Here is a 17,871-nt window from a genome sequence, read left to right as displayed (position 1 = left end):
CGTAGGAGGTATTTACACAGGGAAAAACGCCTCTGCCGCCCGTTCCACCAGCCGGTAGACTTCCGGCAGAGGGCGGCCCGAGGCTTCGGCGAGGGCGCGGCAGCTGGCGTATTCGGCGCTGACGCGCAGCAGTTTTTCTCCTTCGTAGATGAGCTTGACCGCAGCTTCGCCGAGTTCGGTGGCGACGGTGGCGCTGTCGCGGCGCAGCTTGAGGCGTTCGGTTTCGTAACGGCGCACGCCGATGGCGCTGCTCTCCCTGAGCAGCAAGCGGGCGAGGCGATCCGCCAAGGGCGGCGGGGCGACGACGGTGACGCGCAGGCCGGGACGGTTTTTCTTCATCTGCAAGGGACTGTAGCCGACATCGAAGGCGCCGGCGGCGAGCAGGCGTTCCATGAGAAAGCCGAGGACTTCCGGCGTGGTGTCGTCGAGGTGGGTTTCGAGCACGACGACCCGGTCGATTTCTCCATTTTCCGTCGTTTCCCCGAGCAGTCCCCGCAGCAGATTGGGGCGGTCGGGCAGGTCGCGGCCGCCGACGCCGTAGCCGACCGTTTCCAGGGTCATGGCCGGCAGCGGGCCAAATTCGGCGATTTCGGCGGCGATGGCGGCGCCGGTGGGGGTGACCAGTTCCTTGTCGCATTGCCCGTCGATGATCGGCAACCCTTTGAGGATTTCCAGGGTCGCCGGCGCCGGCAGGGGGATGGCGCCGTGGGCGCAGAGCACCGTGCCTTGGGACATCGGCAGCGGTCCGCAGACCACCTGTTCGACGCCGAGTAGGGTCAAGCCGACGGCCGCGCCGACGATGTCGACGATGGAATCGACCGCGCCGACCTCGTGGAAATGCACCGTCTCCAGGGGCACGCCGTGAACCTTGGCTTCCGCTTCGCCGACCCGGCGGAAGATGCGCCGAGCGAGTTCGCGGGCCGCCTCGGGCAGGGCGGAGTCGGCCAGCATGCGGTCGATACCGGCCCAGGTGCGGTGGTGATGGTGTTCGTCGATGGTGACGTGCACCCGGCAGCCGGTGATGCCCCGCCGTGCCTCGCGGCGCGCTTCCAGGGCGTAACCGGAAACCGGCAACTTGCACAGTTCGGATTCGATGGCACTCAATTCGACGCCGAGGTCGACCAGCAGGCCGAGCATCATGTCGCCGGAGATGCCGGAAATGGGATCGAGATAGAGGGTTTTCATGGCTGAATGATCCGATTGATGCGGGTGGCGGCGTAGGCGGCGCCGAAGCCGTTGTCGATGTTGACGACGGTGACGCCGCCGGCGCAGGAATTGAGCATGCCGAGCAGGGCGGCGACGCCGCCGAAAGCGGCGCCGTAGCCGACCGAGGTCGGCACGGCGATGACCGGCACGGCGACCAGACCGCCGATCACCGAGGGGAGCGCCCCTTCCATGCCGGCGACGACGATCACTACCGCCGCCTCGCGGAGTTTATCGGCGCGGGCGAAGAGGCGGTGAATGCCGGCAACGCCGACGTCGACCAGCTCCTCCACCGGATTGCCGAGCATGCGGGCGGTGACGGCGGCTTCCCGGGCGACGGGGAGATCGGACGTTCCGGCGCAGACCACCAGCACGGTGCCGCGGGTGGCGATTTCCAGCGGCCGTTGCGTCAGGCAGAAGGCGCGGGCGTCGGTGTCGTAGGTCGCATCGGGGAAGCGCGCCAGCAGCGGTTCGGCCTTCTCGGCGGCGAGGCGGGTGACGAGGACGTTGCTCCCCTTCTCCGCCATCTTCTCGACGATGGTGAAGATCTGGCCGGCGCTCTTGCCCTCGCCGAAAATCACTTCCGGCGCCCCCTGGCGCAACTCGCGGTGATGGTCGATCATCGCCACCCCGACATCCTCGAAGGGGAGGGCGCGCAGCCGTTCCATTCCCGCCTCGACGGAAAGCCCGCCGTCGCGGATGGCCTGAAGGAGGGTCAGCAAATCGTTGGGATGCATGGATATCCTCGTTTTGTCTCTGGATTTTTACGGGAAACCGACTTTACCGGACAAGCCCCGGTGTTGCAAGGCCTTCATTTTCGGGGGGATGGCGATTTTTCTTGCGCTGGAATCGGTCCGCGGCTTTCTCCCGCCGGGATTAATGATACACTTTCCGCCATCATTGCCAATCTCTCGGGAGGATAAACCGATGGAAGAGAAGATCCGGATCGGCATCAGCGCCTGTCTGCTGGGGCAAAAGGTGCGTTTCGACGGCGGGCACAAGCGCGACCCCTTTCTGGTCGAGACCTTGGGGCGCTATGTGGAGTATGTGCCGGTCTGCCCGGAGGTGGAGGTGGGATTGCCGACGCCGCGCGAGGCATTGCGCCTGGTCGGCGAGGCCGAGGCGCCGCGTCTCGTTTTTTCCCGCAGCGGCGGGGAGATCACCGAACGCATGCAATCCTGGGCGGCGGGGCGTCTGCGGGAACTGGAGGGGGAAAATCTCTGCGGTTTCATCTTCAAATCCCGCTCGCCGAGCAGCGGCATGGAGCGGGTCAAGGTTTATGACGACAAGGGAATGGCGCACAAGACCGGGGTGGGAATCTTCGCCCGCGCTTTCATGGCGCACTTCCCGCTGTTGCCGGTGGAGGAGGAGGGGCGGCTCAACGATCCCAAGCTGCGGGAGACTTTCATCGAGAGCCTCTTCACCCTCAAACGCTGGCGGGAGACGGCGGACCGGCAGCGCACCCGGGGGGCGCTGGTCGACTTCCACACCCGGCACAAGCTGCTGATCCTCGCCCACGGCACCGAGATCTATCGGGAAATGGGGCGGCTGGTGGCGCGGGCCGATCTCTCGGTGGAGGAGCTGTACGCCGCCTATCTGCCGCTGCTGGTGAAGGCGCTGCGTCTGCAATCGACCATCAAGAAGAACGTCAACGTTCTGCAGCACATGCTCGGCTATTTCAAAAACCAGCTCAGTGCCGACGAAAAACGCGAGATGCTGGAGATCATCGAGCATTACCACCAGGGGCTGGTGCCGCTCATCGTCCCCGTGACCCTGATCAACCATTTCACGCGCAAATACGACCAGCCCTATCTTAAGCAACAGGTCTACCTCAACCCCCATCCGCTGGAATTGCAGTTGCGCAACCACGGGTAAAAACAGTGATTGGTGATTAGCTCCCCACGGCGTTGCCGTCTTCCAACAGGGTCAGGCTGCTTTCCAGGGTGGTGTCGCCGAGGTTCAGGTAGAGGTTGCCTTCGGTGATGGTCAGGTCCCAGTTGATGGTGCGTTGCAGGCGGGCAACCAGTTGTTGCAGAAAGTCGTAGTCGATCCCCCAGATGGTCAGGTTGGGGATGGCGGAGAATTTCGCCAAGTGCTGGTTTTCCCAGCGGTAGCGGGCTGGTCCGTAGGCAAAGAGAACGATCTGTTCGGCGTGGCGGGCGGCTTTGAGCAGCCGTTCCGGGTCGGGCTGGCCAACCTCGATCCAGGTCAGCACCCGGCCGTCCGGTCCCTTGATCCACAGGTCGGGCTCGTCGCCGGCGCAGATCCCCTTGGTGAAAGCCAGATCCTCCTCGTAGGCGACGGCGTAGGCGAGAACCCGCGTTAGCAGCCGCTCGGCGGTTTCCGAGGGGTGGCGGGCGACGGTGGTTTGCAACTTCTGGTAGAGGTTGCGGTCGACATCCGCAAGCTGGATGGCGACGCGATAGATGGTTGCCGGCAGGGCCATGAGGGGAGGGTTCCTTTCTCCTTGTTCGCTGGCGCGCAGCATAGCGGCAGGCGGCGGGAAAGGCCAGGGCAAAGTTGCCCCGCGACGGTTGACAGCCCGCGCGCGGGGGGAGTAATAACGTAGCGAAAGCGAAGAGGAGAATCCCGATGACCAAGACGAACTTTACCGCGCTGCTGGTCGAGAAGGCTGGCGAAAAAGAGTACCGCCGTTCCATCGTCAACCGTTCGCTGGAAGATTTGCCCCCCGGCGGGCTGCTGGTGCGGGTGCGCTATTCCTCCCTCAATTACAAGGATGCCCTCTCGGCCCTGGGCAAGCCCGGCGTGACCAAGAACTATCCCCACACCCCGGGGATCGACGCCGTCGGCGAGGTGGTGGAGTGCCTCGGCGGGGCTTTCGCGCCGGGGGATCCGGTGATCGTCACCGGTTTCGATCTGGGGATGAACACCGCCGGTGGCTACGGCCAGTACATCCGGGTCTCCCCGGACTGGGCGGTGCGGCTCCCCGACGGGCTGAGTCCGCGTGAGAGCATGATCCTCGGCACCGCCGGTTTCACCGCCGCCCTGTCGGTATGGAAGCTGGCCGGAGCCGGGATCGGGCCGGAGGCCGGCGACATCCTCGTCACCGGCGCGAGCGGCGGCGTCGGCAGCCTGGCGGTGGCGATCCTGGCCAAGGCCGGCTACCGGGTGACGGCGGCCACGGGGAAGGCGGCGGAGAAGGATTTTCTGCTGTCGCTGGGGGCGGCGGAAGTGATCTCCCGCGATGAGGTGCTGGCCGGGTCGGATCGGCCGATGATGAAAGAGCGCTGGGCCGGGGCGGTCGACGTGGTTGGCGGCGAAACCCTGGTCGCGGCGATCAAATCGACCCGTTACGGCGGGGCGGTGACCTGCTGCGGGCTGGTCGCCTCGCCGGAACTGTCCATGAACGTCTTTCCCTTCATCCTGCGCGGCGTCAGCCTGCTCGGCGTCGATTCGGTGCAATGCCCGATGGCGTCGCGCCTCAAGGTCTGGGAAAAACTTGCGGGCGACTGGAAACCCGCGCATCTGGAAAGCGTCGTCGAAGAAACGACCCTCGAAACCCTGGAACCCAAGTTCCACGCCATCCTCAAGGGGCAGGTCAAAGGGCGGGTGCTGGTGAAGCTGTAGCCGGCTGATGAAAAACACCCATCTGCGGCGTTGTCCTCATCCCTCGTCAACGACGTACCTTTCAGGTACGCCTTATTCCTCAGGATTTCGTCCGCCTTGCATCTGGGCCTTTTTGATCAGCCTTGGAAAACGAGTTTCCAACAACCTGGAAGAAGATTGCTCCCCCCTTTGAAAAGGGGGGCTCGGGGGGATTTCCCCTTGCCTGAAGATGGCCGCCGATCTTTTCACTTCTTGCTGATGGAGTTTCTGCGATGGAATGGCTTTTTTACCTCGGCACCGGCGCCTTCGCCGGAGTGCTCGCCGGGCTGCTCGGCGTCGGCGGCGGGGTGATTATCGTGCCGCTGCTGGTCTTCACCTTCACCGCCCAGCACTTGCCCGAGGCTTACATTCTCCATTTGGCCCTCGGCACCTCCCTGGCCAGCATCATCTTCACTTCCATCTCCAGTTTGCGTGCCCACCATCGTCGGGGGGCGGTTAACTGGCCGGTGGTCAAGGGGATTTCTCCCGGCATCCTGGTCGGCACCTTCCTCGGCTCCTGGGTCGCGGCCCAGCTTTCCACCGGCTTTCTCAAGGGCTTTTTCGTCGTCTTCCTCTACTACGTGGCGACCCAGATGCTCCTCGATATCCGCCCCAAACCGCACCGGCAGATGCCCGGCGCGGGGGGGATGTTCGGGGTCGGCAACGTCATCGGTGGGGTATCGAGCCTGGTCGGTATCGGCGGCGGCAGCCTCTCGGTCCCCTTTCTCATCTGGTGTAACCTGCCCATGCACCACGCCGTCGGCACCTCGGCCGCCATCGGCTTTCCCATCGCCGTCGCCGGCGCCGCCGGTTATCTGGTCAACGGTCTGATGGCCGACGGCCTCCCCTCCGGCGCCGTCGGCTTCGTCTACCTTCCCGCCCTTGTCGGCATCGCCCTCGCCAGCATCTGCACCGCCCCCTTGGGTGTCCGCCTCGCCCACAGCCTCCCCGTCCCCCGCCTGAAAAAAGTCTTCGCGGTTTTTGTGTTGATCATGGGGACGCGGTTGCTGGTGAGTATGTTTTGAGAGGAGGGAGCGCGCCCCGTGCGAAATGTTGTCTGCCGGAATCTGTTCCGATTTCGACTCCAGTTCTTTTGATGTCATGACTTGAAGGGAGGGAATATGTCGTCGCCCGATCTCATTCGCGTGGAGCGCGCCATCCGCATCATCCGCGGAGACAAGGTGATTCTCGATGAGGACCTGGCCGAATTGTACGGCGTCGAGGTCAAACGGTTGAACGAGCAGGTCCGCAGGAACTTGGATCGCTTTCCTGCCGACTTCATGTTTCAGCTGACAAATCAGGAATTTACTGACTTGAAGTCGCAATTTGCGACCGCAAGTCAATGGGGCGGTCGGCGCACGCCTCCTTATGCGTTTTCCGAGCAGGGCGTAGCGATGCTCTCCAGCGTGCTGCACAGCAAACGCGCGGTCCAGGTCAACATCGAGATCATGCGAACCTTCGTGCGGCTGCGCAAGCTGCTCGCTTCAAACGTCGAACTGGCCGAGCGCCTCGATCAACTGGAAGCGAAAGACGATGGCCAATTCCGGAACGTGTTCGAGGCGATCCGCCAGTTGATGGCGCCGGTGGAGACAAAGAAAGGGCGGATCGGGTTCGATGTGTGAGGAGAATTCAGTCGTTTGGAGTTGAGGCGAATCAGTGGGATGATAAACGAAAATATCGATAAGTTGACGGAGGCGTGGAATGGCTACTTTGGCGGTTGAAATCCAAATTCCCGACGCGGTGGATGTTTTGGTGAGCGAGGATACTTTGTCCGTCGATCTGTCTGATGGCAGAACGATTTCCGTTCCCTTGGGGTGGTACCCCAGGCTCGAATATGCCAGCGCCGAGGAGAGAGCCAACTGGCGACTGATTGGAAATGGTCAGGGCATTCACTGGGATGACGTCGACGAAGACATCAGCGTCGAAGGACTTCTCGCCGGAAAATCATCCGGGGAAAGCCAATCGTCCCTCAAACGCTGGCTTCAATCCCGAAGACCTGTCAGCTGATCTCATTAGCTGTGCTATGAGCACGTCTCGCCGATTACCACTAAAAAAAGAGGAGACCGCCCATGATCCCGACTGATCGCATCCCGGCCCATCCCGGCACCATCCTCAAAGAAGAATTTCTCGACGAACTCGGCGTCAGCCAGGTGGCGTTCGCCGCGCATGTCCAGGTTCCCGTGCAGCGCATCAACGAGATTGTGCGCGGCAAGCGGGGCATCACCTCGGAAACGGCTTGGCTGCTGGCTCAGGCCCTCGACACGACCCCTGAGTTCTGGCTCAACCTGCAAGCCGCTCACGATCTTGCGCTGAACCGCCCGCAAAAGACCATTGCGAAACTCCGCCTGGCGAGCTGACGACGTCTCGTCTCTAGTCTTTCGATCGCCAGGGGGGCGGGACTCCTCAGACTGCCATCCTTTTTTCGCCCCATACCGAGTTCCCCATGAATCCCCAAGTCCCGATGGAAGGCAAACGCAGATCGGTACCCCGCCGGTTGTTGCTCGCTCTTGCGAAGACGGCCGTCGCTCTGGTTGTGCTGTCGGTGCTGGCGGTACTGGTGTTGCGGTTCGTGCCGCCGGTGACCAGTGCCTTCATGGTGACGCGCTATGCCGAAGGGGTCTTTGGGGGCCACGCCTATACCGCTATTGACTATCGCTGGGTGAATTGGAAGAAGATTTCGCCGCAGATGCCGCTGGCGGCGGTGGCGGCCGAGGATCAGAAGTTTCCCGACCATTTCGGTTTCGATTTCGAGGCGATGGCCGACGCCTTCGAAGACATGGAAGACGGCGGCCGCGTTCGGGGGGCCAGCACCATCAGCCAGCAGGTCGCCAAAAACCTCTTTCTGTGGAAGGGGCAAAGTTTTTTTCGCAAGGGGATTGAAGCCGGCTTCACCGTGCTGATCGAAACGCTCTGGCCGAAGCAGCGGATTCTCGAAGTCTACCTGAACATCGCCGAATTCGGCGACGGCGTCTACGGGGTGGAAGCGGCGGCGCAGCGCTATTTCGGCAAACCGGCGGCGAAGCTGTCCTCGCGGGAAGCGGCGCGGCTGGCGGCGGTGCTTCCCAATCCGAAACGCTTCAAAGCAGCGGCGCCCTCGGCTTACGTCGAGCGGCGGACGATGCGCATCGAACGGCAGATGCGCAACTTAGGGCCCGACTATCTGCGGGAGGTCTGGCGCGCTCCCTGATCCACCCTGTTCACTTCTGCTCTCACCAACTCCGCTTTATCCCTCCAGCACACTCCCTACCGAACCGAAAAAGAAGCGCTCCCCCAGAATCGCCTGCAAGCGGGCGGCATGGGGCAAACCGGTGCAATGGGAAACCCCGAGTTTTTCCACCTTATAGTTGTCCAGCGCCTGCAGGGTCCGCTCAAACTGGGCATCGTCGGCGAAACCGAGATGGGTGCCGCCGAGAATGGCGTAAAAACCGTCGCGGCCAAGTTTCGCCAGCACATGATCCATGATGTTGACCAGTCCGGCGTGGGCGCAGCCGAGGACCAGGATCAGGCCCTTCTCCGATTCGACCACCAGCGAGAGATCGTCGAGTATGTCGTCGTGGCTCGTCGTCCCGCAGCAAACCGCCGTCATCAGCGGATCCCCCTGCTCGAAGGCGGTATGGCGCGGCACCTCGCCGGTCAGCCACAGCCCCTGAGCGACTTTGTGCATTTCCCGGTTGAGGATGAAGCGGGCACCCTGGGCTTCGAGATATTCCCGGCGGTGGGGGATGCCGATGAAGCGGTCTTCCCGGTAGCGGGCCAAAAAGAGGTCGGGATGGCCGTGGACGTCGATGGGACCGGTGCGGCGCAGTACCTCGGGCAGGCCGCCGGTGTGGTCGTAATGGCCGTGGCTGAGGAGGATCGCCTTGAGTTTGGCGAGATCCTTCTTCAGGGTGAGGGCGTTCTGGATGATGCCGAAGCCTTGGCCGGTGTCGAACAGGTAGTTGCCGGCGGGGGTCTCCACATGACAGGCGAAGCCGTGTTCGCCAATCAGATTGGCCTGGGGGCGGACGGAATTTTCACAGAGGATGGTCAGTCGGATCGCCATGGGAACTCCTGTTTTTGGGATTTGATCATTTTTGGATGTTCGAAAATCGGGCGCACCTCGGTTCGCCCCAACACCTCACCCTTCACGGTCCCTGTTGCGGATACCCGGCGCAGGTGCCGAGCAGGCGGTCGTGGATGGCGGTGAGGGCAGCCTCTTCGTCGGCGAGTCCGGCGCCGGCCTGCAGGTTGATCGCCAGCGGCAGCAGGCCGGCGAGCATGACCCGCAGGTTGCCGCAGCCTTGGGGGCCGCCGAAGACCTCGTTCAGTTTGCGGCTCAGACCCCGGCCGATGACGAAGCCGTGCAATGGGGCGCCCTTGTCCGCCGCCTCCGTGCAATGGGCGGTGGGGGCGCGGTGGAACTCGACACGACTGGCGAGGATTTCGAGGGTGGCGATGTCGGCGACGATTGCGACTTCGATGTCGTGGAAGCGGTCGCGCAGGCGGGCGGTCAGGGTCATGCGTCCGTCCGCTTCGGCCCTGACGCCGTAATCGATGGTGCGCTGAAAGTCTTGCATGGGATTGGCGGCGGTCATGGCCTTTCCTTTTCGCTGGGGGAAGGCGGGATCTCCAGTGCCCGGGTCCGGTCGATGAAGATGAAGGCGTCGAAGCGCCCCGGCAGGATGGTGGCCAGATAGTTGTCCCGGGCGTCGAACTCGGGCTGATAGACGACGCCGATGGCGCGCAGGCCGCAAGGGGCGGCGAGAGGTCCGTCGTGACGGTCGCCGGGAGCGAAGAGCCAGTAGGCGACGGCATGCCCGGCGCGGTGCATGAGATCCTCGAAGCTCCCCTCCATGGCCGGGGGGACGGGCAGGGTCGCCACCGGGGCGCCCCAGTCCCGGCCGGAAAGCACGCTCCCCGTGTAGGTGGCCGAGCCGACCAGCAGCGTTGATTCGGTGCCGAAACGGGTCCGCAGCAGCTCGCCGAGACTCTGCATCCCCTGTCCGGCCATGGCGCTGAGGCGAGCGTCGCCGACGTGGGTGTTGTGCGCCCAGACGAGGCCCCGGGCGGCGGGGCCGTGCCGGTCGAGCAGCCGCTCCAGGGTTTCGGCGAAATGGGCCACCCGCCGGTTCCAGGCTGAGGCGGAGGAGGTGGCCATGGCCCGGTAGTAGGCTTCGGCGTTTTCCACCACATGCAGCTGGGCGGCGAGATCGCCGTCGTGATCGTCACTCGCGGCCACTCGGGCGCGCAGGGCGGCGAGTTCCGGGGTGCAGTCCGTCGCCCCCTGCGCGAGGGCGACGGGGTAGGTGAGGGGATTGTCCAGGTAGGGCGCCAGACATTGCCGGAAGGAGCTCCCGGCTTCGGTTGTGGCCGGATGGTCGATGAGCTTTTGCAGGGAGTCGGGGAAGCCGAGGAGATCCATGCCGTAGAGGGCGACGCGCCGCTCGGGCGGGCGTTCGCCGTTGAAGCGGTGCAGCCACTCCACCAGCCGTTCGAACTCGCTGTTTTTCCAGACCCAGTCCGGCCAGCGGTTGAAGGCGCGCAGGGCTTCGGCGGCACTCGCGGCGGCCCCCGGCAAATGGCGGACATAGCGGTCGACTTCCGCCGTGCTCGCCCAATCCCCCTCGACGGCGATAAAGGCGATATCCTGCTCGGCGATGAGCCGTTGGCTGATGTGGGCGCGCACCCGATAGAAGTCGTAGCTGCCGTGGCTGCCGTCGCCGAGGAGGATCAGGCGCGCCCCGTGCGCCCGCGCCAGCAGCGGATCGAGATCGGCCTCGGTCGCCAGGGGCAGCGCCCGCTCGCGCAGATGCGCGACCAGGGGGATTTCCGTGGTTTCCACGGCCGGAGCGGGAGATGGGAATCCCGTCAGCAGCACGATGCCCAGCAGTGCCAGGAAGGTCTTTTTCATTCAGGCCGACTCCCGCTGCGAATCGGGCTTGCGCCCGTTACTCGTGGTTTTTCAGCACGTCGAGAATTTCGATGTGCGCCGCCTGCCAGGCCGGATAGGCGCCGGCGGCCAGCCCCAGCAGCACCGAGCCGCCGAGGGAGCCGCCGATGAGCAGGGGATCGATGACCAGGGGCATGTTGCCGAGGCGGCAGACGACCACCACCAGGGCCAGCGCCAGCACGACGCCGAGACCGCCGCCGCTCCCCGCCATCAGCGCCGCTTCCAGCATGAACTGGCGGACGATGTCGAGCCGCCGCGCCCCGACCGCCCGGCGCACGCCGATCTCCAGACGGCGGGTGCGCACCAGCAGGACCATGATCGAGAGAATGCCGAGGCCGCCGACGGCGAAGGAAATCGACGAACTGATCAGGCCGAGGGTGCCGACCAGATCGAGGGCCTGTTGCTGCACCTTCATGGTGTCCTTGGCGGTCATCAGGGAAAAGTCGTCCTCCTTGCCCGGGCCGATGTGGTGGCGCGCGCGCAGGATCGCTTCCGCCGCCGGGCGCGCCGTCTCATGGGCGTCGGGACGGTCGAGTTGCAGGTAGACGCCGCTGATCCAGTTCTGGTTGGCCATGCGTCGCATGAAAGTGCTGATGGGAACGAAGACCTGCTCATCCTGATCGGTGCCGGAAATGTCCGCCCCCTTGCTCTCCATCACCCCGATCACCTGGGCGCCGGCGCGAAAGAAGAAGACTTGCCGCCCGAGGGCTTTTTCCGGCGAGCCGAAGAGGCGTTCGGCGATCTTGGCGCCGAGCACCACCACCCGTGCCCGCTCCTCTTCCTCGGCGGCGCTGAAGAAACGGCCGTGGGCGGGGCGGAAGTTGCGTACTTCGGGATAGGCGTCGGTGGTCGCCACTATCTGGGAGGGGATCTTGTTGTCGCCGAGGCGGATCGGCATGGTCTGGGTGATGAAGGGGGCGCCGCGGTGCACCGAGGGAATCCCCTGGATCAGTGCCCGGGCGTCGGCAAGGGTGAAGTTGCGCGCTTCGTTGCGGGCGCGGGCGGTGCCGTCCCGACGGAAGGCGAGCTGGCCGCTCTGGGCGATGAAAAGATTGCTGCCGAGCTTGGCCGTTTCCACCTCGGTTTTTTCCAGCATCGCCATGGAGACGTGCTGCACCCCGGTCAGCGCCAGGGCGCCGAGGAGCACGCCGATCATCGCCAGCAGGGTACGCAGGCGATGGGCGCGTAGGGAAGAGAGGGCGATTTTGAGACTCAGGGGCATGGCAATCCAGTGATGAGTGATGAGTGATGAGTGATGAGTGATGAGTGGTATTGTCAATTACCGATCACCGATCACTAATCACTGTTTTTTATCCCTTCAAAACCTCGATCGGCACCATCGCTGCGGCGCGGCGGGCCGGGCGTAGGCCGAAGAGGATGCCGATGGCGACGGCGGAAAGGGTGGACCAGGTGAAGACCTTCCAGGAGAAAAGGATCTCCAGGATTTCCAGTTTTTCCAGGAGCTTCGCCATGCCCATGCCGAGGGTCATGCCGAGCAGGGCGCCGATCAGGGTGAGGATTACCGCTTCCGCCAGAAACTGCGCCAGCACCGCACCGTCGCGGGCGCCGAGGGCTTTTTTCAGGCCGATTTCCGCCTTGCGCTCATCGACGCTCAGGTAGAAGAGGTTGGCCAGCACGAAACCGCCGACCAAAACGGCGACGGTGGCGGTGATGCCGAGAAAGACGAGCAGCCCGCCCTTGAACATGGAGAGGAATTTGAGAATCTCGTCGGCGGTCAGCAGGCTGAAATCGTCGGGCTCGCCCTCGGCAATGCGGTGTTGATGGCGCAGCAGGGAGCGCAGATTCTCAACGTGGAAAGCCATGTTGTCGGTGGAGGTGAACTTGACCCGCAGGGCGCGGAAATATTTGCGGTCGAGGTTGAAACGCTGGGTCAGGGTGGTGAGCGGCACGATGATGCGTTCGTCGATGGGCGTGCCGCCGCCGGTGGGGGTGCCGCGGTAGATGAGGCGGCCGATGACCTGTACCGGCAGCTTTTCGATGAAGATGGTCTGCCCCAGGGGGGAACGGTCGCCGAAGAGCTCCCGCGCCGGAGCGTCGCCGATGAGGCAGACCTTGGCCCCCCGTTCGATATCCTCGGCGGTGAAGTCCCGCCCCTCGGAAAGAGGCCAGTTCCAGACCTGGGCGTAGCCTTCGGTGGCGCCGACGATGGCGGAAACCTGGATCTTGTTCCGCTCGAAGCGCACCGGCAGGTTGTGCTGGGAGCGCATCGGAACCACCAGGTAGGCGCCCGGCAGCGACTGGCGCAGAACCTCGACATCGGCTTCGGTCAAGGTGTTGAAACGCTGACCGACGGCGCGGTTGCGGATATCGCCGCCGATGACGAAGATCGCGTCGGGGCCGAAGGTGTCGACGATTTCGTAGGCCTTGCGCTCGGCGCCGTCGATGGCGGCGACGATGACGGTCAGCGAGGCGATGCCGAGGCCGACGCCGAGGATGACGAAACAGCTGCGCAGCCGATAGGCCCAGACCGCGGTCAGCGCCATGTGCAGGATACGCGCACTCAGGCGCAGGCGATCAAGAATTGCGGATACGGCCGTCATCGAGAACAATCCGGCGTTGCGCATAGGCGGCGGTCTGCTGGTCATGGGTGACGAGGATCACCGTGCGCCCCTGGCGGTTAATGGCGCTGAGCAGTTCGAGAATCTCGACGCTGGTTTTCGAGTCGAGTTGGCCGGTCGGTTCGTCGGCCAGCAGCACCTGGGGATCGTTGACCAGCGCCCGGGCGATGGCCACCCGCTGTTGCTGGCCGCCGGAGAGCTGGCTCGGTTTGAACTCCATGCGGTCGGCGAGACCGACCAAGGCCAGCAACTCTTCGGCGCGGGCCTTGAGTTTGCGTCCCGGCGTGTGGCTGTAAAGCCCCGGCAACATGACGTTCTCCCGGGCCGAAACATAGGGAATGAGATAAAAGGATTGGAAGATGAAGCCGACCATCTGATTGCGCAGTTCGCTCAGTTGGTCGTCGGCCAGTTGTGCCACGTCCCGGCCGCCGAGGAGGTAGCTCCCGGCCGTCGGCCGGTCGAGCAGGCCGAGGATGTGCATGAGGGTCGATTTGCCCGAACCCGAGGTGCCGAGCAGGGCGATAAACTCACCGGCGGCGATATCCAGGGAGATCCCCTTGAGGACTTCGACGGGTGCGCCCCCCTGGCTGAATATCTTGCCGATATCCGTGAGGCGGATGATGGTGTCGTTTGCGGTCACGGCTATTTCCTCTTGGCCGGGGCCTGATCGGGCAGCTCGACCCGAGTGGCGACCACATCCCCCTCGCTGAGCCCTTCGATCACTTCCGTGTGGCCGAGACCGGCCAGCCCCAGTTTAGGCCTGACCTGGCCGACTCCACCCGCGGCCTGTTTGACAAAAACGATCTGTTCGCCGTTCACCCACTTGAGGGCAGCGTTGGGCAGGCGCGGCACATCCTGCTTCTCCTCGACGACGATGCGTACCTGGGTGGTCATTTCCGGGCGCAGGAGCAGCGCCTGTTCGCTGTCGATCTTCACCAGCGCCCGGTAGTAGACGATGTTGTCGCGGATCTCCGGTTCGGGGTAGATGGTGGCGACGTGCCCTTCGAAGGTTCTGTCCGGATAGGCGTCGACCTTGAATTCCACCAGCTGCCCGGGCTGGGCCAGGCCGACGTCGGTTTCATCCACATAGACCCACATCTCCAGGCGGGTGGGGTCGATCACTGTGACCAGATTGGCGACCTGCAGCCCGGCGACGATGGTTTCCCCCTCCTGGGCCGTAACCTGGCTGACAACGCCGGAGAGGGGACTTTTTACCGCGGTGTAGGAGATACGGATCTCCAGCGCCGCCAGCGCCGCCTCGGCCTGGCTCACTGCCAGTTCCGCCTTGCGCGTTTCCTGGGCGAACTCCTGCTGTTCCCGTTCGTGTGCGGCCTGACGGGAACGGACCTGTCCGCCGTCGATCTCCGCCTGCTGCCGGGCCCTTTCCAGTTCATCCTGGGAGATGACCCGCTCCGCCACCAGGCGTTGCTGGCGCTGGTAGTTGTTTTGTGAATAGTCCGCCCGGGCGGTCGCCAATTCCCGTTCCGCTTCCGTTTCGGCGATGCGCAGGGGGTAGACGCGGGCGATGCGTTCCCGTTCGGCGCGCAACGAGGCGAGGCGGGCGCGGGCTTCGTCGGCCTGGGCGACCAGCTCGCGGCTGTCGATCGTCGCCACCAGTTGCCCGGCCTCGACCCGGTCGCCGACCTTAACCAGCATACGGTCGATGACCCCGGTGGCGCGGGCGCCGATTTTGACGATGCCCCCCACCTGGGACTTGATGATGCCGGTCTCTTCCAGCACCTTGCGCACCGTTCCCCGCTCGACCTTTTCCGTGGCCAGGATACGGATCTCCGTTTTTTTATGCGTGGCTTTCCACCACCAGAGGGCGCCGCCGAGGGCACCGAGAACAAGAATCAGGGCGATGGTTTTTTTCATGGATGGACAAACCTCACGGCGAGGGAATAAGTCAGGGTAAAGTTTACGGGGACGAAAACATCGTTCCTATATCTTTAACAGAGTTTGTACGGGAAGGAAACCGTTGAACTCCTGTTTCGTAACTGCACAAAACGTCGGCGGGCCGCTTTGGGAAAGCGGCCCGCCGTGAAATCCTTATGCGTGGAAGGCAGTTACAGCCCCCAGGTCAGGCTTTTGCTGATCCAGCCGCTGCGTTCTTCTTCCTGCCCACCGATTTGGACCCAATCCCCCTGCTGTTCCAGCACCGGGTAGGTTTCGCCACGCATGCCTTTGAAGGCGACGGGATGCTCGGTCCCCGGGCCCTTGCGCACGTTGACGCTGTCTTTGGTGATAACCACGGCCGGGCTTTTGCCGACCAGGGTGTTGTGAATCCAGCCGACGGTGCCTTTGAAATCCTTGACCTGCAGGTAGCGGTCCTGGGTGTCACGTACCTCGAGCGGGGTGGCGAGGGGGACGGTAGCGACGATTTTGGAGCCACTCACGGCGGGCTTGTCCCGCAGTTCGGCCTGGCCGACGGTGACGGTGACCATCTCGGCGAAGGCCGGTCCGGCCAGCAGTAAGGCGGTGAAAACGAGTGCGACGACTTTCATTGTTCCTCCCGAAGAATGGAATGATTTTGCGCTTTTTTAGCCGCGCCAATCTATCATCGGTGCTCGGGGTGGTTCAAGGGTTTTTCACGGCGGGGCGCCTTGGCCACCGCGATTTTCCGTCAGAAGGGAGTTCGGGCGAAATGGCGCTTGGTCGCTTCCTGCAGCTTGCTCACGGCGTTGAAGGCTTCGCGCAGCAGGTCCTGCTCGGTCTTCGACAACAGGCTGGGGTCGAGATAGTGGCTCGGTTCCCGTCCCGCTGCGAAGGCGGCGATTTCGGTGCGCAGACGCAGGAAGGTCAGGGCCTCGAAGGCGGCGCGGATATGTTCGGCGGTCTCCACGGAAAAGACGTTGCGCTTGACCAGGGCCTTGAGCCGGTCGAGGGTGGAGAGCTCGGGCAGCCCCTTTTCCAGGGCGAACATGCGAACGCAGTCGACGATGTAGATGCTTCCCCCCTGCTTGAGGGAAAGTTCCCCATTGTGCTCGCCGCTCTTTTCCGTGAGGAAGCGGCCGAGCAGGCCGATGGGGACCTTGTAGCGCAGGTCGAGGGACATCATGTGATAAAGAAAACCCTGAAACTCGCGGATTTCCCGGTCGACAATGGCGCGTAAGCTCAAGGCCAGCGCGGCGTCCCCGGCCAGGGGGGTGAAGTCGAAGAAGATCGACGAGTAGCGGACTTTTTGCGGCTCGGGATCGTTCACCCAGTCGCTGATGCGCCGGTCCCAGTCCCCCAGCCGGCCGCGCCAGAGGGGGTTGTTGACCATGACCCTGCCGGCGCAGAGGGGGTAGCCGACCCGGTTCAGGGCGTTGACAATCTTCTCGGCGAAGGGGGCGAAGAAATCTTCGATCTCGGGCAGGCGGTCGTCGGGGACATCCTCAAAAATAAAGCCGTTGTCCTGGTCGGGATTGAGCAGCATCTCGCGGCGGCCGCCACTGCCCATGAGCAGGAAGCAGTAGCGGATGTTGGGCGGCCGGTAGCCTTCGGCGAGCATCTGCTCCAGACACAGATCGTAGACCTGGCGGATGATGCCGTGGTGGATGTAGGAGAGAATCTCCATGACTTCCGGGGTGCGGCGGGTTTCCGAGAGCAGGGTGCGGGCGACACCGACGATCTCGCGGCGGATCGCCGCCAGCCCTTCCAGGGACCGCTCCTCGCGGATGTTCCCCACCAGCAGCATCGCCTTCTGGCTGCGGAAACGCATCAGATCGCGCACGGTGACCATACCGACGACCTCGCCGTTATCCACCACCGGCAGGTGGCGAATCTGGTGGTTGAGCATGTAGGCCATCGCTTCGTACATGTAAGTCGAGGGCGGCATCGAGCAGGTCTTGCGATTCATGACGTCGGCGGCGGTCAGGGTGTCGGGATTGGCCCCCTCCGGGGCCAGGGCCTTGGCGACGAGATCCCGCTCGGTGATCAGGCCGAGATGGGTGTTGTGCTCATCGGCCACCAGCAGGGCGCTGATCTGCCGCTTGCCCAGGCGCTGGGCGACCTGGCGCACGGTATCCTCGGGCGCGCAGGTCTCCACCGGCGAAGTCATGATTTCGGAGAGGCGTTTTTTGAACGGGTAGGCCTCCATGTGGGTGAGGGCCTGCTGGGTGTGGTCGGCGACGATTTCCGTATAGAGCTTGCGTACGCGCGAATGGATGATGCGGGTGAAATAGTCGCCGACCTGGGGATAGTCGGCGGCGGCGCGCTTGAGGATGTCGGCGGGAATGAGATAGCAGTCGGTCTGCTTGACGGTGCGGGCGCCGCCGGTGTAGGGCTCACCGGTAAAGATCGGCGTGCCGCCTACGAAGGTGCTTTCGTTGCGGTAGTCGACCACCATCTCTTCCCCGCCGGGGGCGAGGACGGTAATCTCGACCAGCCCTTCCTTGATGACGTAGAGAAAGCCGGTGGGCGGGTCGTTCTGCTTGAAGAGGTAGACCCCCGACGCATACCTTTTCAGGATGGCCGCTGCGCAGATTTCGTCGCGGATGGCGTCGGGGAGCTGGCTGAAAGGTTGGGCTTCCTTGAGATGCTTGAACAGGGGCATGGCGATGTCCGTGGTCG

The 17,871-nt window shown here is 63.8% G+C and carries 19 protein-coding genes; 7 read left to right on the top strand and 12 right to left on the bottom strand.

Annotated elements, in window-relative coordinates; translation table 11 throughout:
- Positions 1-12: 12 nt before the first annotated feature.
- Positions 13-1,185 (bottom strand): nickel pincer cofactor biosynthesis protein LarC, encoded by a 1,173-nt coding sequence (gene larC, locus BQ4888_RS05085; RefSeq protein ID WP_092054475.1) that lies wholly within the window; start codon positions 1,183-1,185, stop codon positions 13-15.
- The gene (gene larB, locus BQ4888_RS05080; RefSeq protein ID WP_092054472.1) at positions 1,182-1,940 is read right to left on the bottom strand and encodes a nickel pincer cofactor biosynthesis protein LarB; all 759 of its coding nucleotides are present in this window, start codon (positions 1,938-1,940) and stop codon (positions 1,182-1,184) included. Before larB ends, larC begins: the two co-directional genes overlap by 4 nt.
- 190 nt (positions 1,941-2,130) lie before the next feature.
- Here larB and BQ4888_RS05075 point away from each other — a divergent pair, with 190 nt between their 5' ends.
- The gene (locus BQ4888_RS05075) at positions 2,131-3,078 is read left to right on the top strand and encodes a YbgA family protein (protein WP_092054469.1); all 948 of its coding nucleotides are present in this window, start codon (positions 2,131-2,133) and stop codon (positions 3,076-3,078) included.
- 16 nt (positions 3,079-3,094) lie between these two features.
- Here BQ4888_RS05075 and BQ4888_RS05070 read toward each other — a convergent pair whose 3' ends face one another.
- The gene (locus tag BQ4888_RS05070; protein WP_092054466.1) at positions 3,095-3,649 is read right to left on the bottom strand and encodes a YaeQ family protein; all 555 of its coding nucleotides are present in this window, start codon (positions 3,647-3,649) and stop codon (positions 3,095-3,097) included.
- 146 nt (positions 3,650-3,795) lie between these two features.
- Between BQ4888_RS05070 and BQ4888_RS05065 the strand changes: the two genes are divergently transcribed.
- The 6 genes from BQ4888_RS05065 to mtgA all read left to right on the top strand — a co-directional run bounded on the left by BQ4888_RS05065 (position 3,796) and on the right by mtgA (position 7,996).
- On the top strand, positions 3,796-4,791 hold the full coding sequence (locus BQ4888_RS05065) for a YhdH/YhfP family quinone oxidoreductase (protein WP_092054463.1): 996 nt from the start codon (positions 3,796-3,798) through the stop codon (positions 4,789-4,791).
- A gap of 251 nt (positions 4,792-5,042) precedes the next feature.
- On the top strand, positions 5,043-5,834 hold the full coding sequence (locus BQ4888_RS05060) for a sulfite exporter TauE/SafE family protein (RefSeq protein WP_092054460.1): 792 nt from the start codon (positions 5,043-5,045) through the stop codon (positions 5,832-5,834).
- A 96-nt stretch (positions 5,835-5,930) separates the two neighbouring features.
- A complete protein-coding gene (locus tag BQ4888_RS05055) occupies positions 5,931-6,431 on the top strand; it encodes an ORF6N domain-containing protein (RefSeq protein WP_092054458.1) in 501 nt (166 codons plus the stop codon).
- A 79-nt stretch (positions 6,432-6,510) separates the two neighbouring features.
- On the top strand, positions 6,511-6,816 hold the full coding sequence (locus BQ4888_RS05050) for a DUF2442 domain-containing protein (RefSeq protein ID WP_092054455.1): 306 nt from the start codon (positions 6,511-6,513) through the stop codon (positions 6,814-6,816).
- 62 nt (positions 6,817-6,878) lie between these two features.
- A complete protein-coding gene (locus BQ4888_RS05045; RefSeq protein WP_092054453.1) occupies positions 6,879-7,166 on the top strand; it encodes a HigA family addiction module antitoxin in 288 nt (95 codons plus the stop codon).
- Between the two features lie 86 nt (positions 7,167-7,252).
- Positions 7,253-7,996 carry a monofunctional biosynthetic peptidoglycan transglycosylase gene (gene mtgA / locus BQ4888_RS05040; RefSeq protein WP_205748048.1) on the top strand — a complete coding sequence of 248 codons (744 nt, stop codon included), beginning with the start codon at positions 7,253-7,255 and terminating at the stop codon, positions 7,994-7,996.
- A gap of 36 nt (positions 7,997-8,032) precedes the next feature.
- Here mtgA and BQ4888_RS05035 read toward each other — a convergent pair whose 3' ends face one another.
- The 9 genes from BQ4888_RS05035 to BQ4888_RS04995 all read right to left on the bottom strand — a co-directional run bounded on the left by BQ4888_RS05035 (position 8,033) and on the right by BQ4888_RS04995 (position 17,854).
- The gene (locus BQ4888_RS05035; protein ID WP_092054450.1) at positions 8,033-8,851 is read right to left on the bottom strand and encodes an MBL fold metallo-hydrolase; all 819 of its coding nucleotides are present in this window, start codon (positions 8,849-8,851) and stop codon (positions 8,033-8,035) included.
- An 82-nt stretch (positions 8,852-8,933) separates the two neighbouring features.
- Positions 8,934-9,383 carry a DUF2889 domain-containing protein gene (locus BQ4888_RS05030; RefSeq protein WP_092054447.1) on the bottom strand — a complete coding sequence of 150 codons (450 nt, stop codon included), beginning with the start codon at positions 9,381-9,383 and terminating at the stop codon, positions 8,934-8,936.
- Positions 9,380-10,699: an erythromycin esterase family protein gene (locus BQ4888_RS05025; RefSeq protein WP_092054444.1), complete on the bottom strand. Its 1,320-nt coding sequence runs from the start codon at positions 10,697-10,699 to the stop codon at positions 9,380-9,382. Before BQ4888_RS05025 ends, BQ4888_RS05030 begins: the two co-directional genes overlap by 4 nt.
- Positions 10,700-10,736: 37 nt before the next feature.
- Positions 10,737-11,960, bottom strand: coding sequence for an ABC transporter permease (locus tag BQ4888_RS05020; RefSeq protein ID WP_092054441.1), 1,224 nt, complete (start codon positions 11,958-11,960; stop codon positions 10,737-10,739).
- Positions 11,961-12,048: 88 nt separating this feature from the next.
- Positions 12,049-13,299 (bottom strand): ABC transporter permease, encoded by a 1,251-nt coding sequence (locus tag BQ4888_RS05015; RefSeq protein ID WP_092054439.1) that lies wholly within the window; start codon positions 13,297-13,299, stop codon positions 12,049-12,051.
- On the bottom strand, positions 13,274-13,957 hold the full coding sequence (locus BQ4888_RS05010; protein ID WP_092054436.1) for an ABC transporter ATP-binding protein: 684 nt from the start codon (positions 13,955-13,957) through the stop codon (positions 13,274-13,276). The genes BQ4888_RS05015 and BQ4888_RS05010 overlap by 26 nt, the downstream gene beginning before the upstream one ends.
- Before the next feature lie 2 nt (positions 13,958-13,959).
- Positions 13,960-15,192: an efflux RND transporter periplasmic adaptor subunit gene (locus tag BQ4888_RS05005; protein ID WP_092054433.1), complete on the bottom strand. Its 1,233-nt coding sequence runs from the start codon at positions 15,190-15,192 to the stop codon at positions 13,960-13,962.
- Between the two features lie 191 nt (positions 15,193-15,383).
- Positions 15,384-15,821 carry an SH3 domain-containing protein gene (locus BQ4888_RS05000; protein WP_092054430.1) on the bottom strand — a complete coding sequence of 146 codons (438 nt, stop codon included), beginning with the start codon at positions 15,819-15,821 and terminating at the stop codon, positions 15,384-15,386.
- A gap of 119 nt (positions 15,822-15,940) precedes the next feature.
- Positions 15,941-17,854 (bottom strand): putative nucleotidyltransferase substrate binding domain-containing protein, encoded by a 1,914-nt coding sequence (locus BQ4888_RS04995; protein WP_092054428.1) that lies wholly within the window; start codon positions 17,852-17,854, stop codon positions 15,941-15,943.
- Positions 17,855-17,871 lie beyond the last annotated feature (17 nt).

This window comes from Desulfuromonas acetexigens (assembly GCF_900111775.1).
GTDB classification, from domain to species: domain Bacteria; phylum Desulfobacterota; class Desulfuromonadia; order Desulfuromonadales; family Trichloromonadaceae; genus Trichloromonas; species Trichloromonas acetexigens.
The sequence above is the reverse complement of the archived record's forward strand: the minus strand, read 5'-3'. Positions and strand labels throughout refer to the sequence as shown.

Coding starts and splice junctions, on each gene's coding strand:
- BQ4888_RS05020 (WP_092054441.1), bottom strand. CDS start 11,960: ATGCCCCTGAGTCTCAAAATCGCCCTCTCTTCCCTACGCGCCCATCGC.
- larC (WP_092054475.1), bottom strand. CDS start 1,185: ATGAAAACCCTCTATCTCGATCCCATTTCCGGCATCTCCGGCGACATG.
- BQ4888_RS05045 (WP_092054453.1), top strand. CDS start 6,879: ATGATCCCGACTGATCGCATCCCGGCCCATCCCGGCACCATCCTCAAA.
- BQ4888_RS05005 (WP_092054433.1), bottom strand. CDS start 15,192: ATGAAAAAAACCATCGCCCTGATTCTTGTTCTCGGTGCCCTCGGCGGC.
- BQ4888_RS05075 (WP_092054469.1), top strand. CDS start 2,131: ATGGAAGAGAAGATCCGGATCGGCATCAGCGCCTGTCTGCTGGGGCAA.
- BQ4888_RS05065 (WP_092054463.1), top strand. CDS start 3,796: ATGACCAAGACGAACTTTACCGCGCTGCTGGTCGAGAAGGCTGGCGAA.
- BQ4888_RS05050 (WP_092054455.1), top strand. CDS start 6,511: ATGGCTACTTTGGCGGTTGAAATCCAAATTCCCGACGCGGTGGATGTT.
- BQ4888_RS05055 (WP_092054458.1), top strand. CDS start 5,931: ATGTCGTCGCCCGATCTCATTCGCGTGGAGCGCGCCATCCGCATCATC.
- BQ4888_RS05025 (WP_092054444.1), bottom strand. CDS start 10,699: ATGAAAAAGACCTTCCTGGCACTGCTGGGCATCGTGCTGCTGACGGGA.
- BQ4888_RS04995 (WP_092054428.1), bottom strand. CDS start 17,854: ATGCCCCTGTTCAAGCATCTCAAGGAAGCCCAACCTTTCAGCCAGCTC.
- mtgA (WP_205748048.1), top strand. CDS start 7,253: ATGAATCCCCAAGTCCCGATGGAAGGCAAACGCAGATCGGTACCCCGC.
- BQ4888_RS05035 (WP_092054450.1), bottom strand. CDS start 8,851: ATGGCGATCCGACTGACCATCCTCTGTGAAAATTCCGTCCGCCCCCAG.
- BQ4888_RS05060 (WP_092054460.1), top strand. CDS start 5,043: ATGGAATGGCTTTTTTACCTCGGCACCGGCGCCTTCGCCGGAGTGCTC.
- BQ4888_RS05070 (WP_092054466.1), bottom strand. CDS start 3,649: ATGGCCCTGCCGGCAACCATCTATCGCGTCGCCATCCAGCTTGCGGAT.
- larB (WP_092054472.1), bottom strand. CDS start 1,940: ATGCATCCCAACGATTTGCTGACCCTCCTTCAGGCCATCCGCGACGGC.
- BQ4888_RS05015 (WP_092054439.1), bottom strand. CDS start 13,299: ATGACGGCCGTATCCGCAATTCTTGATCGCCTGCGCCTGAGTGCGCGT.
- BQ4888_RS05000 (WP_092054430.1), bottom strand. CDS start 15,821: ATGAAAGTCGTCGCACTCGTTTTCACCGCCTTACTGCTGGCCGGACCG.
- BQ4888_RS05030 (WP_092054447.1), bottom strand. CDS start 9,383: ATGACCGCCGCCAATCCCATGCAAGACTTTCAGCGCACCATCGATTAC.